The 13,816-nt window shown below is 71.8% G+C and carries 13 protein-coding genes and 1 pseudogene; 8 read left to right on the forward strand and 6 right to left on the reverse strand.

Annotated features, from left to right (window positions below):
* The coding region (locus VGD70_RS34380; protein WP_331088892.1) for a pyridoxamine 5'-phosphate oxidase family protein at positions 1–579 on the forward strand (579 nt) is incomplete at its 5' end.
* Between the two features lie 146 nt (positions 580–725).
* On the opposite strand, the gene VGD70_RS34385 is transcribed toward VGD70_RS34380, so the two are convergent.
* Positions 726–1,169 (reverse strand): cysteine dioxygenase family protein, encoded by a 444-nt coding sequence (locus VGD70_RS34385; RefSeq protein WP_331088894.1) that lies wholly within the window; start codon positions 1,167–1,169, stop codon positions 726–728.
* A gap of 255 nt (positions 1,170–1,424) precedes the next feature.
* Between VGD70_RS34385 and sigK the strand changes: the two genes are divergently transcribed.
* Both sigK and VGD70_RS34395 read left to right on the forward strand, forming a co-directional pair.
* On the forward strand, positions 1,425–2,000 hold the full coding sequence (sigK, locus tag VGD70_RS34390) for an ECF RNA polymerase sigma factor SigK (protein ID WP_331088896.1): 576 nt from the start codon (positions 1,425–1,427) through the stop codon (positions 1,998–2,000).
* Positions 2,000–2,722: an anti-sigma factor gene (locus VGD70_RS34395; protein WP_331088897.1), complete on the forward strand. Its 723-nt coding sequence runs from the start codon at positions 2,000–2,002 to the stop codon at positions 2,720–2,722. Before sigK ends, VGD70_RS34395 begins: the two co-directional genes overlap by 1 nt.
* Positions 2,723–2,738: 16 nt before the next feature.
* Here VGD70_RS34395 and VGD70_RS34400 read toward each other — a convergent pair whose 3' ends face one another.
* Together VGD70_RS34400 and VGD70_RS34405 are read right to left on the reverse strand one after the other, a co-directional pair.
* On the reverse strand, positions 2,739–3,740 hold the full coding sequence (locus tag VGD70_RS34400) for an NAD(P)H-dependent glycerol-3-phosphate dehydrogenase (RefSeq protein WP_331088899.1): 1,002 nt from the start codon (positions 3,738–3,740) through the stop codon (positions 2,739–2,741).
* Position 3,741: 1 nt separating this feature from the next.
* On the reverse strand, positions 3,742–4,530 hold the full coding sequence (locus VGD70_RS34405) for a lysophospholipid acyltransferase family protein (protein ID WP_331088901.1): 789 nt from the start codon (positions 4,528–4,530) through the stop codon (positions 3,742–3,744).
* Positions 4,531–4,605: 75 nt separating this feature from the next.
* Here VGD70_RS34405 and cofC point away from each other — a divergent pair, with 75 nt between their 5' ends.
* Genes cofC through VGD70_RS34420 form a run of 3 tightly spaced genes read left to right on the forward strand, consistent with a single transcriptional unit; the run spans position 4,606 to position 8,418 of the window.
* On the forward strand, positions 4,606–5,289 hold the full coding sequence (cofC, locus tag VGD70_RS34410; protein WP_331088903.1) for a 2-phospho-L-lactate guanylyltransferase: 684 nt from the start codon (positions 4,606–4,608) through the stop codon (positions 5,287–5,289).
* Positions 5,290–5,322: 33 nt separating this feature from the next.
* The gene (locus VGD70_RS34415; RefSeq protein ID WP_331088915.1) at positions 5,323–7,506 is read left to right on the forward strand and encodes an RNA degradosome polyphosphate kinase; all 2,184 of its coding nucleotides are present in this window, start codon (positions 5,323–5,325) and stop codon (positions 7,504–7,506) included.
* A 3-nt stretch (positions 7,507–7,509) separates the two neighbouring features.
* Complete coding sequence (locus tag VGD70_RS34420) at positions 7,510–8,418, forward strand: NUDIX hydrolase (protein WP_331088905.1); 909 nt, start codon at positions 7,510–7,512, stop codon at positions 8,416–8,418.
* A gap of 425 nt (positions 8,419–8,843) precedes the next feature.
* Here VGD70_RS34420 and VGD70_RS34425 read toward each other — a convergent pair whose 3' ends face one another.
* The 3 genes and pseudogenes from VGD70_RS34425 to leuC all read right to left on the reverse strand — a co-directional run.
* Entirely contained in the window at positions 8,844–9,500 is a 657-nt protein-coding gene (locus tag VGD70_RS34425; RefSeq protein WP_331088907.1) for an HU family DNA-binding protein, read from the reverse strand.
* A 154-nt stretch (positions 9,501–9,654) separates the two neighbouring features.
* Positions 9,655–10,254 (reverse strand): 3-isopropylmalate dehydratase small subunit, encoded by a 600-nt coding sequence (gene leuD / locus VGD70_RS34430; RefSeq protein WP_331088909.1) that lies wholly within the window; start codon positions 10,252–10,254, stop codon positions 9,655–9,657.
* Between the two features lie 132 nt (positions 10,255–10,386).
* Positions 10,387–11,784: pseudogene (gene leuC, locus VGD70_RS34435) on the reverse strand (3-isopropylmalate dehydratase large subunit); the annotation flags it as partial.
* A gap of 86 nt (positions 11,785–11,870) precedes the next feature.
* On the opposite strand from leuC, the gene VGD70_RS34440 reads away from it, so the two are divergent.
* Both VGD70_RS34440 and VGD70_RS34445 read left to right on the forward strand, forming a co-directional pair.
* Positions 11,871–12,572, forward strand: a complete 702-nt coding sequence (locus VGD70_RS34440; RefSeq protein WP_331088911.1) for an IclR family transcriptional regulator — start codon at positions 11,871–11,873, stop codon at positions 12,570–12,572.
* A gap of 234 nt (positions 12,573–12,806) precedes the next feature.
* A complete protein-coding gene (locus VGD70_RS34445) occupies positions 12,807–13,460 on the forward strand; it encodes a hypothetical protein (protein ID WP_331088913.1) in 654 nt (217 codons plus the stop codon).
* The last annotated feature ends 356 nt before the right edge of the window (positions 13,461–13,816 follow it).

Consider the following 13,816-nt stretch of genomic DNA (forward strand, 5'->3'; position numbering starts at 1 on the left):
CTGGACGCCGGCCTGATCTGCCACCTCGCCTTCGTGGCCCATGGCGCGCCGATCGTCATCCCGACCGGATACGGCCGCGCCGGCGACACGCTGTTCGTGCACGGCTCGACCGGCGCCGCGAGCCTGCGGGCGGCGGCGGCCGGCGCGGAGGTCTGCGTGAACGTCACGCTGCTCGACGGCATCGTCTACAGCCGGGCCGTGTTCCACCACTCGGCGAACTACAGGTCCGCGACCGTGCACGGGCAGGCCCGGCAGCTCACCGACCCCGACGCGAAACTGGCCGCGCTGGCCGTGATCACCGAGCACCTCGCGCCGGGCTCGTGGGACCACGCGCGCGAGCCCAGCAAGCAGGAGCTCGCGAAGACCGCCGTGCTGGCGCTGGACCTCACCGAGGCCGCGGTGAAGATCCGCACCGGCCCACCCGGCGAGGAGCCCGACGACCTGACCCCGGAACGCAACGGCCTCGCCTGGGCGGGCGTGCTGCCGCTGCACCGGACCTGGGGCGAGCCGCAACCCTGCCCCGAACTACCGTCCGATGTGGACGTTCCCGCGCATGTGACGGAGCGGCCCTGTGTCTGATGGTTCGCTTCGGTCCTGCGCTACTCACCGTCTTACGCCGTGCGATGCTCGGCGCAGGCGCGTCGCGCCGAGCACGTGAGGAGGAAAGACGGCGAACGCTCCGGCGCTCCCGCTCACAGTGCTGAACGGTTCGCTCCGCTCACGCCTTACGAGACGCGGGACAGTGGGAGGTAGCTGTTCATCGTCCGCACGGCGCGGTAGACGTGCAGGCTCACCGCCGGGTCGGGGCCCTCGTTGCGGACCTCGTGCACGTAGCCGGGGCCGAAGACGCGGGACTGGCCGGTGGTCACCAGGTGCGTGCTGCCGCGGTGCAGCACGTGCTCGGTGAGCTCGCCGGAGACGATCGTGAACGCGCCGCTCGCCCGGCCGTGGTCGTGCAGGTCGGTGTGCTGGCCGGGCAGCCAGCTCATCAGCCACACCTCCTGCTCGGGGGTGTGGTGCACGAGCGCGGTGAAGCGCTCGTCCGGGTCGTAGCGCAGCAGGTGCGCCCACCGCTCGCGGTGGGTGGCGTACTCGCGGGCGATCAGCGCGGGGTGGACGATCGGCGCGGACGCGGCGGACGGGATCGTGTTCGGGGGCACGGCGAACATGGGAGAACGGCCTTCTCGGGAGGTGTGACGGGTCGGCGGCTCGATCAGCGAGCGGGACACAGCGCGCTGGCGACCCGGCGGAGGTGGAGGTAGCCCCGCCGGCTGTTGCGCACATTTGTCGACACGCCATCAGGAAAGCAGCCGGGCTCACCCCGGTCAAGACGGTCCACCCCGTGGGACGCTGGCCAATCCGAACGCCGGCGGGCTCCGAATCCCGGAGAGGCCGAGCGAGAGCAGGGTGGCATGGGAGAACGGATGCGGCGGACGCGGGCGGACGCCGAGGGGGTGGCGCCGGACCCGGCGGAGCTGATGCGGCGGGTCGGCCGCGGCGACGAGTCGGCGTTCGAGCGTCTCTACGACGTGCTGATCGGTCCGCTGTTCGGGTCGATCCGGCGCATCGTGCGGGACCCGGCGCAGTCGGAGGAGGTGGCGCAGGAGGTCATGGTCGAGCTGTGGCGGTCCGCCGCGCGCTACTCCGCCGAGCGCGGCAGCGTGCTGACGTTCGCGATGACCTTGGCGCACCGGCGGGCCGTCGACCGGGTGCGCTCGGCGCAGGCGTCGGCCGACCGCGAGGACCACGTGGGCCGGCGCGATGTCGGCCGGCCGTTCGACGAGGTCGCCGAGCAGGTGACGACCCGGCTGGAGCAGGAGCAGGTACGCCGCTGCCTCGGCACGCTCACCGAGCTGCAACGGGAGTCGGTGATGCTCGCCTACTACGGCGGGCGCACGTACAAAGAGGTGGGCGAGTTGCTGGACACGCCGCTCGGCACCATCAAGACCCGGCTGCGGGACGGCTTGATCCGCCTGCGCGACTGCCTGGGGGTGGCCTGATGAACGCGGACGTGCACGCACTGACGGGTGCCTACGTGCTGGACGCGGTGTCCGAGGACGAGCGGGCCGTGTTCGAGCGCCATCTCGGGGAATGCGACGCGTGCCGGCAGGAGGTCGCCGAGCTGCGGGAGACCGCCACCCGACTGGGTACCGCCGTCGCGGCCACCCCGCCGCCGCGGCTCAGGCCCGCGGTCATGGCCCGGCTCCGCGACGTCCGCCAGCTGCCGCCGGAGGGCGCGGTGGTGCCGCTGCGCCGGCCGCCGAGGTCGTGGGCGCTGCGGCTGTCGGTCGCGGCCGCCGCCGTGCTGCTGCTGGTGTCCGGGGTGCTCGGGGAGCTCCTCGTGCGGGCGCAGAACTCGACCGAGGACGCGCGGAACCAGGCCGAGGCGATGGCCGGCATCCTGCGCGCGGGCGACGTCCAGGTCGTGCGCCAGGGCGACGCGGCGAGCGGGCGGATGACCGCGGTGATGTCGCTGTCGGCCGACCGGATGCTGCTGCTGGCCGACGGCCTGCCGCCGGCGCCGAGCGGGCACGACTACCAGGCGTGGACGATCGCGGGCGACGGCGCCCGGTCGGCGGGGTTGATCGTGCCGCGGGACGGTCGGGCCAACCTGGAGGTGACGGGCATCGACTCGGCGAAGGAGGTCGGCATCACCGTCGAGCCGGCCGGCGGCTCCCCGAAGCCGACCACGCCGACGATCATGACGTTCGACCTCACCTGACCGGGGGCGGGGAGGGTCAGCGTTCGGGCTTGGTCTTGCGGCCGATGAGCTCCCCGGCCATCTCCCGCGGGTCGAACCCGTCGTGGCAGACGCGGTGCACCACCTCGGTGATCGGCATCTCCACCCCGTGCCGCAGGGCCAGCTCGCGGATCGAGGAGCACGACTTCACGCCCTCGGCCACCTGCCCGTGCGCGGCGAGCTGCGCCTGCTGCACCGACTCCCCCCGCCCCAGCCGCTCGCCGAAGGTCCGGTTCCGCGACAGCGGCGAGGAGCACGTGGCCACCAGGTCCCCCAGCCCGGCGAGCCCGGCGAACGTCATCGGGTCGGCCCCCAGCGCGACCCCGAGCCGGGACGTCTCGGCGAGGCCGCGGGTGATCAGCGTGGCCAGCGTGTTGTCGCCGAAGCCGAGCCCGCCGGCCATCCCGCACGACAGCGCGATGACGTTCTTGCAGGCCCCACCCAGCTCGCAGCCGACGACGTCGGTGATCGTGTACGGGCGGAAGTAGCCCGTGGTGCACGCCTGCTGCACGGCGACGGCCCGGTCGTGGTCGGTGCACGCGATCACCGACGCGGTCGGCTGCTCGGCGGCGATCTCCTTGGCCAGGTTCGGCCCGGACACCACCGCCACCTGGCTCTCCGGAACGCCGAGCACCTCGACGACCACCTCGCTCATCCGCTTGAGCGAGCCGAGCTCGACCCCCTTGGCCAGGCTGATCAGCGTGGCCGACGGGTCGATGAGCCTGCGCCACGCGGTGAGGTTGTGCCGCAGGCTCTGGCTCGGCACCGCTAGCACCACAGCGGCCGCGCCCTCCAGCGCCACCCGAGGGTCCGATGTGGACCGCAGGCCGAGCGGCAGCGTGACGCCCGGGAGGTAGTCCGGGTTCACCCGGTCCGCGGCGATGGCCTCGGCGACCTCGCGCCGCCGCGCCCACAGCGTCACGTCGCAGCCGGCGTCGCCGAGCACCTTCGCGAACGTCGTGCCCCACGAGCCGGCGCCGAAGACCGCGATCGGACCCATCTCAGGCACCGTCTGCGGCACCGTCTGTGGCCGTGTCGGTGGCACCGTCCGTGGCACTGTCGTCGGTGGCCTTGCTCTGCCGCGCCACCCGGGACGGCAGGTAGAACCCCGCCGGCGCCGGCTCCTCGCGGATCTCGGCCAGCTCGTCCCGGATCCGGCCCATCAGCAGGTCGGTGACCTCGCGCAGCAGGTCGTTGGTCAGCGGCTTGCCCTTGTACGCGGACAGGTCGACCGGCTCCGACACGTGGATGTGGATCTTCTTGCGCGGGACGGGCCGGAACTTCTTGGTGTAGCCGTTGAAGATGTGGTTGGTCCCCCAGCGGGCGGCGGTCAGCACCCGCGCGTCGGTCTCCAACGCCAGCCGCGCCACCCCGGTCCGCGACCGCATCGGCCAGCCGTCCGGGTCCTTGGTGATCGTGCCCTCCGGGTAGATCACCACCACCTTGCCCTCCCGCAGGGCCTCCTTGGCCGCCTGCAGGCTGTCCGCCGCGCCGGCCGAGCGCCGGGCGACCGGGATGCTGCCGGCACCACCGATCAGGTACTTGAACACCGGTACCCGGAACAGGCTCTCCTTGGCCAGGAACCGCGGCACCCGGCCGTTGCGGTGCACGAACACCGCGTCCACCGGCGGGTCGAGGTGGGAGATGTGGTTCATCACCAGCAGGATGCCGCCGTCGCGCCGGATCTGCTCACCGCCGCGCGGGGTTGTCTTCCCGATCCAGGAGATCGGATAGAAGATCAACGCGGTGACCCATACCCAGAACCCGCTCTTCTCGATTCGCCGCGGCACCTGTTTCCTCCTCGTTCACGGTTGTCCGTGAGTATGCCCCGGCCGGGCGGCGCGGGTACCGCACCGTCCTGCACGATGGAGCGCGTGGATCAGTTGGTGGACCTGGTGGTGCCGATCAAGCGGCTGGACCGGGCGAAGTCGCGGCTGCGCGGTGCGGTCGAGCCGCACGCCGACCTGGTGCTCGCCCTGCTGGTCGACACGGTCACCGCGGCGGTGGGCGCCGGGGGCGTGCGGCGGGTGCTCGTGGTGTGCGAGGACGCCCGGGTGCCCGCGGCGCTGCGCGGCACCGGGGTGGAGTGCGTCGACGAGCGCGGCCTGCCCGGCCTCAACGCCGCGCTGGCCCACGGCGCCGGCGTGCTTCGCGAGCGCGACACCCGCGGGGTGGTCGGCGCGTTGCAGGCGGACCTGCCCGCGCTGCGTGCCGAGGACCTGGCCGAGGCGGTCGCGCGGGCCCGCGGCCGGCGGGCGTTCTGCGCCGACCGGCCGGGCACGGGCACGACGTTGCTGCTGTCGGCCCCCGGCGGGCCGCTCGACCCGCGCTTCGGGGTGGGCTCGGCGGCCGCGCACGCGGCGAGCGGTGCGGTCCCGGTCGGCGCCGAGCTCGACTCGCTGCGCTGTGACGTCGACACGGCCGAGGACCTGGCGGTGGCCGCCGGGCTCGGTCTCGGACCCAGAACCGTGGCTCTTGCTGGGGCTCTACCACGGCCCGCGGCAGAGTTCACCCGGCCGTTCGAGCGCGGGTGCACCACCGGGCCGTAATTGCTGGACAATGAGGCTGTGAGCACCGAGAGCATGGAGCAGCCAGGCAGCCCGCCCGCGGTCACGGAGCCACCCGGGACCGACGGGAACGCGACCACGCCGGAACCGCGTGGGGTGCCGTCCGCGCCGCCGGCGGTCACCCCGGACGTGGCCGAGACCGACCTGCCCGACGACCGGTATCTCAACCGCGAACTGTCCTGGTTGGACTTCAACGCGCGGGTGCTCGCGCTCGCCGAGGACGAGTCGCAGCCGCTGCTCGAGCGCGCCAAGTTCCTCGCGATCTTCGCGTCCAACCTCGACGAGTTCTACATGGTCCGGGTCGCCGGGCTCAAGCGCCGCGAGGAGACCGGGCTCACCGTGCGCAGCGCCGACGGGCTCACCCCGCGCGAGCAGCTGGCCTACATCTCCAAGCGCAACCAGGAGCTCGTCGAGCAGCACGCCGCCGCGTGGGAGAAGCGGCTGCGGCCCAGGCTCGCCGAGCACGGCGTCCGGATCGCCAGCTGGACCGACGTCAACGACGACCAGCGCGAGCGGCTGTCGCGGTACTTCCGCGAGCAGATCTTCCCGGTGCTCACCCCGCTCGCGGTCGACCCGGCGCACCCGTTCCCCTACATCTCCGGGCTGTCGCTCAACCTCGCGGTCACCGTCCGCGACCCGTCGGGCGGCGGCGAGCGGTTCGCCAGGGTCAAGGTGCCGGACAACGTCTCGCGGCTCGTGCCCATCGACCACCGCCGCGACGACCTGTACTCCACGTTCCTCCCGCTGGAGGAGCTCATCGCGGCACACCTCGGCGACCTGTTCGCCGGCATGCAGGTCACCGCGGTGCACGCGTTCCGGGTCACCCGCAACGCCGACCTCGAGGTCGAGGAGGACCGGGACGAGGACCTGCTGAAGGCCCTGGAACGCGAGCTCGCGCAGCGCCGGTTCGGCCCGCCGGTGCGCCTGGAGATCGCCGACGACATGAGCGAGCACATGCTCGAACTGCTGCTGCGGGAGCTCGAGGTCGACCCGCACGACGTGGTCGTGGTGCCGGGCCTGCTCGACCTGTCCTGCCTGTGGCAGCTGTACGGGGTCGACCGCACCGAGCTCAAGGACCCGCCGTTCGTGCCGGCCACGCATCCGGCGTTCGGCGAGCGGGAGTCGCCCAAGAGCGTGTTCGCCACGCTGCGGGAGGAGGGCGACGTGCTGGTGCACCACCCGTACGACTCGTTCTCCACCAGCGTGCCGCGGTTCATCGAGCAGGCGGCCAACGACCCCAAGGTGGTGGCCATCAAGCAGACGCTCTACCGCACCTCCGGCGACTCGCCCATCGTCGACGCGCTCATCGACGCGGCCGAGGCGGGCAAGCAGGTCGTCGCGCTGGTGGAGATCAAGGCGCGGTTCGACGAGGTCGCCAACATCAAGTGGGCCCGCACGCTGGAGAAGGCGGGCGTGCACGTCGTGTACGGCATGGTGGGCCTCAAGACCCACTGCAAGACCGCACTCGTCGTGCGCCAGGAGGGCTCGGTCATCCGGCGCTACTGCCACATCGGCACCGGCAACTACAACCCCAAGACCGCGCGGCTGTACGAGGACGTCGGCCTGCTCACCGCGGAGCCGTCGATCGGCGCGGACCTCACCGACCTGTTCAACGTGCTCACCGGCTACGCGCGCCAGGACAAGTACCGCAGCCTCATGGTGGCGCCGTACGGGATCCGGCGCGGCATCGTCGAGCTCATCGAGCGCGAGATCGAGCACCTGCGCGCCGGGCGGCCGGCCGGGGTGCGCATCAAGATCAACTCGCTGGTGGACGAACAGGTCATCGACGCGCTCTACCGGGCGTCGCAGGCCGGGGTCGAGGTCGACATCGTGGTGCGCGGGATCTGCGCGCTCAAGCCGGGAATCCCCGGGCTGTCGGAGAACATCCGGGTCCGGTCCATCCTCGGCCGGTTCCTCGAGCACTCGCGGATCTTCCACTTCGTCGGCTCGGACGAGCACTGGATCGGCAGCGCGGACCTCATGCACCGCAACCTGGACCGCCGGGTGGAGGTGCAGGTGCGGATCACCGACCCGAAGCTCACCGCACAGCTCAACGCCGTGTTCGACTCGGCGCTCGACCCGGCCACCCGGTGCTGGGTGTTGAAGCCCAGCGGAGAGTGGGCGCCGTCGCCCGCGGACGGCTCCTCCGTTCGTGACCACCAGGCGCGGCTGCTGGCCCAGCACCTCGCGCAGGGCTAGTCGATGGCACGGGAGATCTCCGCGGCCGGCGCCGTGCTGTGGCGGCCGGACGCGCGGGACCGGACCGGGAAGACCGTCGAGATCGCGCTCGTGCACCGGCCACGGTACGACGACTGGAGCCTGCCCAAAGGAAAGCTGGAGCGCGGCGAGTCGTCCCGGTTCACGGTGGCGCGGGAAGTGGCCGAGGAGACCGGGTTCGGCATCGTGCTGGGCCGGCGGCTGGGCCGGGTGCGCTACCCGGTCACCCGCCCCGAGCCCGCGACGAAGGTCGTCGAGTATTACGCCGCCCGCGCCCGCACCGGCACCTTCGAGCCGAACGACGAGGTCGACGCGCTGCGCTGGGTGCCGCCCGAGCAGGCCCCCGAGCTGCTGACCTACCAGCACGACGAGCGGATCGTCGCCGAGTTCACCGCGCTGCCAGCGGATCTCAACACCGTGTTGTTGGTCCGGCACGCGAAGGCCGGCAGCCGCACCGAGTGGCAGGGCACGGACGACCTACGGCCCCTGTCGGCGAACGGGCGGCGCCAGGTGCCGGCGATCACCGCGCTGGCTCGGCTCTACGGGGCGGAGCGGGTGTACGCGGCGCCGTTGGTGCGGTGCGTGGACACGGTGCGGGAGGTGGCCGAGGAACTGGGTTCGCGGGTGCACCCCGAGCCGCTGCTGTCCGAAAAGGGCTACGAGGGTGCGGAGGAGGCGGCGGTCGAGCGGTTCCTCGAGATCGCCCGCGGCCCCGGCACGGCGGTGGTGTGCAGCCAGGGTGGGGTCATCCCGGACCTGGTGTCGCGTGTGGCCAGTCTGTCGGGCCTGGCACTGGGCAAGGTGGTGAGCAAGAAGGGCAGCATGTGGGCCCTGTTCTTCACCATCGACGGTGGCCCCCGACTAGTGGCGGCGGACTACGTCCCGAAACCGTGAATGGCGCCGGAATGCGCCGCCCGCTTCTCCGGACACCGCGAAATCTGAGAAACCCTTAGGGTTCGGCGAGTTCGACGCGAGCCGTTCACGAGCCGGATAGGCGGATCGGCGGATCGTCACGAGAACCCCATTCCTGAGAACCCCCGACACAGTTCCTGTGCCGGAGCCGGGACGCCCGGTGGTGGCCGAGCCGTGCCGCGCCGCGACCTCACCCAACCTCCAGCGCCGGAACAGATCCCCTGCTCCGCGCCGCTTTTCCTTGCCCGGCGAGGCGGTCGCGTGGGCGCGCCCACGACCAGCCCACTCCCGCCACAGTCCACCAGCGAGGCGCCCCACCACCACAATCCCCGGCACGCGGGCGTTGTGCGGACATGCCGAAGGCCACCCACCATGCGATCGGTGGGTGGCCTTCGGACGGTGTGGAGCTACTTCTTGCGGGTCGTCGTCTTCTTCGCGGCGGGGCGGGCCTTGGCGGTCGCCTTGGTTGTCGCCTTGGTGGCCGTGGCCCTCTTCGGGGCGGCGGCCTTCGCCGGGGTGGCCTTCGCCGCGGTGGCCTTGGCCGCCGTCGCCTTGGCCGGAGCGGCCTTCTTGGCGGTGGTCTTGGCCGGGGCGGCCTTCGTCGCCGTCGACTTCGCCGCGGTGGCGCGGGTGGTCGGCTTCGCGGCCGCGGCCCGGGTGCGGGTCGTGGCAGCGGTGGCCCGGCTGGCGGCCGGACGCGTGGCGGTGGTGCGCGTGGTCGTGCGTGCGGCCGTGGTGGACGCGGTGCGGCTGGCGGCCGAACGCGTCGAGGCGACCTTCGGCAGCTTCTTGGCGCCGCTCACCACATCCTTGAACGTCGTGCCAGCGCGGAAGGCAGGCACGTTCGTCTTCTTCACCCGCACCGTCTCGCCGGTGCGCGGGTTGCGGGCGGTGCGGGCAGCACGCGCGCGCTTCTCGAACACACCGAAGCCGGTGATGTTGACCTTCTCGCCCTTGTTGACCGTGCGCACGATCACGTCGACGAGACCATCGACCGCAGCGCCTGCGGCCTTCTTGTCGCCGAGGCGATCCGAGAGCGCCTCGATGAGTTGGGCCTTGTTCACCCTTCAGTCCTCCGTTGACCACACTTGCGTTCTCGGCCAATCCGGCCGACTTCTGGCCACCGTATGCCTATATCGCCACAATTTCCACGCGACTCGCCCAAATTCCCCGCTACGGGTACCGGATTCTGTTGCGTGGCGGCTATTCGGCGGCCACTCAGGAGGGGAGTGTAGAGGTGGTCGGCGTCCACCTCGGCCGACCCCCTTCAAAAGCCCCGATCGAGTCCTCGTGGCGCAGTGTCAGGGCGATGTCGTCGAGCCCGTCCAGCAGCCGCCAGCGGGTGTAGTCGTCGATCTGGAAGGGCGCGGTGAAGTCCTTGGCGCGCACGGTCTTGTCCCGCAGGTCCACGGTGACCTCGGTGCCCGGCTCGGCCTCGAGCAGCTTCCACAGCAGCTCCACGTCCGACTGCTCGCACTCGGCCGCGAGCAGCCCCTGCTTGCCCGCGTTGCCCCGGAAGATGTCCGCGAACCGGGCCGAGATGACGACCCGGAAGCCGTAGTCGGACAGGGCCCAGACGGCGTGCTCGCGGGACGAGCCGGTGCCGAAGTCCGGGCCTGCCACCAGGACGCTGCCCGCCCGGAAGGGCTCCAGGTTCAGCACGAAGTGATCATCAGCACGCCAGGCTGAGAACAGTCCGTCCTCGAAACCGGTGCGACTCACCCGCTTGAGGTACACGGCCGGGATGATCTGGTCGGTGTCCACGTTGGACCTGCGCAGGGGTACCCCGACGCCGGTGTGTGTGGTGAAGGGTTCCATGGGTCGTTTGCCCCTTTCTCAGGTCAGGTCTTGGGTGTCTTCGGTGCTGAGGCTCGACCCTGCAAGTAGATCTTCGGTGTTGACGCTCGACCCTGCAAGCAGGTCTTCGGTGTTGACGCTCGACCCTGCAAGCAGGTCTTCGGGCGAGGACAGCGTGCCGCGCACCGCGGTCGCGGCGGCCACGAGGGGCGAGACCAGGTGGGTCCGGCCGCCCTTGCCCTGCCGGCCCTCGAAGTTGCGGTTCGATGTGGACGCGCTGCGCTCGCCCGGCTGCAACTGGTCAGGGTTCATGCCAAGACACATGGAGCAGCCGGCCGCGCGCCACTCCGCGCCCGCGTCGGTGAACACCGTGTGCAGGCCCTCGGACTCGGCCACCGCCCGCACCCGCATCGAGCCGGGCACCACGAGCATCCGCACCCCGTCGGCCACCTTGTGGCCCCGCAACACGTCCGCGGCGGCCCGCAGGTCCTCGATTCGCCCGTTCGTGCACGAGCCCAGGAAGACCGTGTCGACCGCGATCTCCCGCAGCGGCGTGCCCGGTGTGAGGTCCATGTACGAGAGTGCCTTCTCCGCGGAGACGCGCTCGTTCTCGTCGGTGAGCTGCTCGGGGTCGGGAACCCGTTCCGACAGCGGCAAACCCTGGGCGGGGTTGGTGCCCCAGGTGACGAACGGGGTGAGCGCGCTCGCGTCGATGTGCACCTCGGCGTCGAACTCGGCGTCGTCGTCGGTGCGCAGCTCGCGCCACGCGGCGACGGCGGCGTCCCAGTCGGCGCCGGCCGGCGCGTGCGGGCGGCCCTTCAGGTAGGCGAACGTGGTGTCGTCCGGGGCGATCATGCCCGCGCGGGCGCCGGCCTCGATGGACATGTTGCAGACCGTCATCCGGGCCTCCATCGAGAGCTGCTCGATGGCGCGGCCGCGGTACTCGAGCACGTGGCCCTGGCCGCCGCTGGTGCCTATCTTCGCGATGACCGCGAGGATGACGTCCTTCGCCGTGACGCCGGGCCGCAGCTCGCCGTCCACAGTGATCGCCATCGTCCGGAACGGGCGCAGCGGCAGGGTCTGGGTGGCGAGCACGTGCTCCACCTCGGAGGTGCCGATGCCGAACGCGAGCGCGCCGAACGCGCCGTGCGTGGACGTGTGACTGTCGCCGCACACCACGGTGGTGCCGGGCTGGGTGAGCCCGAGCTGCGGTCCGATGATGTGCACGATGCCCTGCTCCGCGTCACCCATGGGGTGCAGGCGGATGCCGAACTCCGCGCAGTTCTTGCGCAGCGTGTCCACCTGCGTCTTGGACACCGGGTCCGCGATGGGGAGCTCGATGCCGATCGTCGGGACGTTGTGGTCCTCGGTCGCGATGGTCAGGTCCGGCCGGCGCACCCCGCGGTTCGCCAGGCGCAGGCCGTCGAACGCCTGCGGGCTGGTCACCTCATGGACGAGATGGAGGTCGATGTAGAGCAGGTCCGGTTCGGCACCACTTCCCCGCCGAACGACGTGTTGGTCCCATACCTTCTCGGCAAGCGTCTTCGCCATGTGGTTTCACCATCGACTTCCAGAACGAGCGTTCCCACGATCCGGGAGACTGGACTTCCCATATAGCGGGAACATAATATCGAGACGTGGGACAGCATAGCGGTATCGGCGTACTCGACAAGGCAATGGCCGTTCTCGAGGCGGTCGCCAAAGAGCCGTGCGGACTGGCCGAGCTCTGCACCCGGACGGGCCTTCCGCGGGCGACGGCACACCGGCTCGCGGTCGGCCTGGAGGTGCATCGCCTGCTGCGCCGGGGATCCGACGGCCGGTGGCGCCCGGGCGCGGCACTCGCCGAGCTCGCCGGCGGCGCGGTCGATCCCTTGCTCGACGCCGCGAGCTCGGTGCTGCCGCGGCTGCGCGACCGCACCGGGGAAAGCGTCCAGCTGTACCGAAGGGATGGCGCGCAGCGGATCTGCATCTCCACCGCCGAGCCGCCGAGTGGCCTGCGGGACACGGTTCCCGTCGGCGCCCGGCTGCCGATGACGGCGGGCTCGGGCGCGAAGGTGTTGGCCGCGTGGACCGATCCCGCCACGCAGCGCACCCTGCTGGCCGACGCGGTGTACGGCGAGCGCGCGCTGCTGGAGGTCCGGCGGCGCGGGTGGGCTCAGAGCGTGGGCGAGCGTGAGCCGGGAGTAGCCAGCGTTTCCGCGCCGGTCCGTGATGCGAGTGGTGCTGTTGTCGCGGCAGTGTCGGTCTCGGGTCCCATCGACCGGATGGGCCGCCGTCCGGGCGCCCGCTGGGCGGCGGACCTGTTGGCGGCGGCCGAAGCCCTGCAGGCCCGGCTGTAGAAGATCCACTCAGGACCACCTGCCGTAGCCGGGAACGAACGCGCCGTCCGCCGGTAACCTGGGTTCCCACTGGGGAGGGGCCGCGAATGGGCAGGCACTGGGTGGTCGCGCTGGCGGTGGTGGCGGCGCTCGTCGTCACCGTGACGGTGATTCGGCGTGGGGACGGGCAAGCGGCGGCACCGGTCACGCCCCGGCCCCCGGAGTGGACCAACGTCCGCCGCGGAGGTCGTCGGCGTGCGGCGGGTGGACGAGCGGAGCGTCGCCGTCGTGGCGGACCTGCCCGCGGGCGACCCGCTCTGCGCGCGCGACCTGCGCATCGAGCTGCTCCAGGACCAGGAGCCCGACCGCCCGGACGTCATCTACGCCAACGTGGTCTTCTCCTCGGCCAACTCGGGTGTCCTGGGCGGCTGCCCGGACCGCGCCACCGCCGAGGTCACCATGCGGGTCGCGAAACCGTTGGGCCGGCGGGTGCTCCTCCTCAACTCGACGAGCCCGGCGTGGGCGCCGACGGCCGGCCCCGGGTACCGCGAGTGCGACGACGTCCTCGGCTGCCACCCGCCGGCCGACCACTGCGACCCGGTGTGGGTCGACCAGGCGGTCCTCGGGATGGACGTGCCGGTCAAGCGCGTGCGGAGTATCCGCGACGTCCTGGGGTGTGACGGCACCTGGCTCGTGCTGGACCTCAACCGCGCGGCCGGTGACTGCCCACCCGCGGAAGGCGCGCCGGTCTGCGACGTGCCCAGCGAGACCACCCGGCTGTTCCTCCACTTCGGACCACACGGCTGGGACACGGTCGCCGGCGGGAAGGAGGCCGGCTGCGCGCCGGTCCGCACGGCGCGCCCGGACTTCCCCGAGGCGCTGTGCCGCGCCCTCCCGGCGGTCGGTTAAGGCCTGTCTCGTAGATCATCGTGTGAAGTCCTGCGCCGACTGCGCCGACTGCGCCGACCACCGGAACCTCAGGGGACCGTGACGGCACCCAGCCACCACCCACCCCGATACCCACAACATTCGCCGGAACGCAACGCACACTTTAAATCCCGGGGAGGCGGACCAGGTCCACTGTGGAGAAGCGCGGCGGCCCTGGTCGGGCCGGCGGCGCGGCCAAAAGAAAACGTCGTTCCCCGGTTGGACGTGCCGACCCCGGGTAGCCGCTCTGGGACCGCCACCTGTCTCCGGAGGAGGTGTGGCCGTGGCGCTGGCCGACAGGACCGAGGGCGGGGCATCCCCCGGCGCGCTCGAGGGCG

This window comes from Actinophytocola sp. (assembly GCF_036402745.1).
Taxonomy (GTDB): domain Bacteria; phylum Actinomycetota; class Actinomycetes; order Mycobacteriales; family Pseudonocardiaceae; genus Actinophytocola.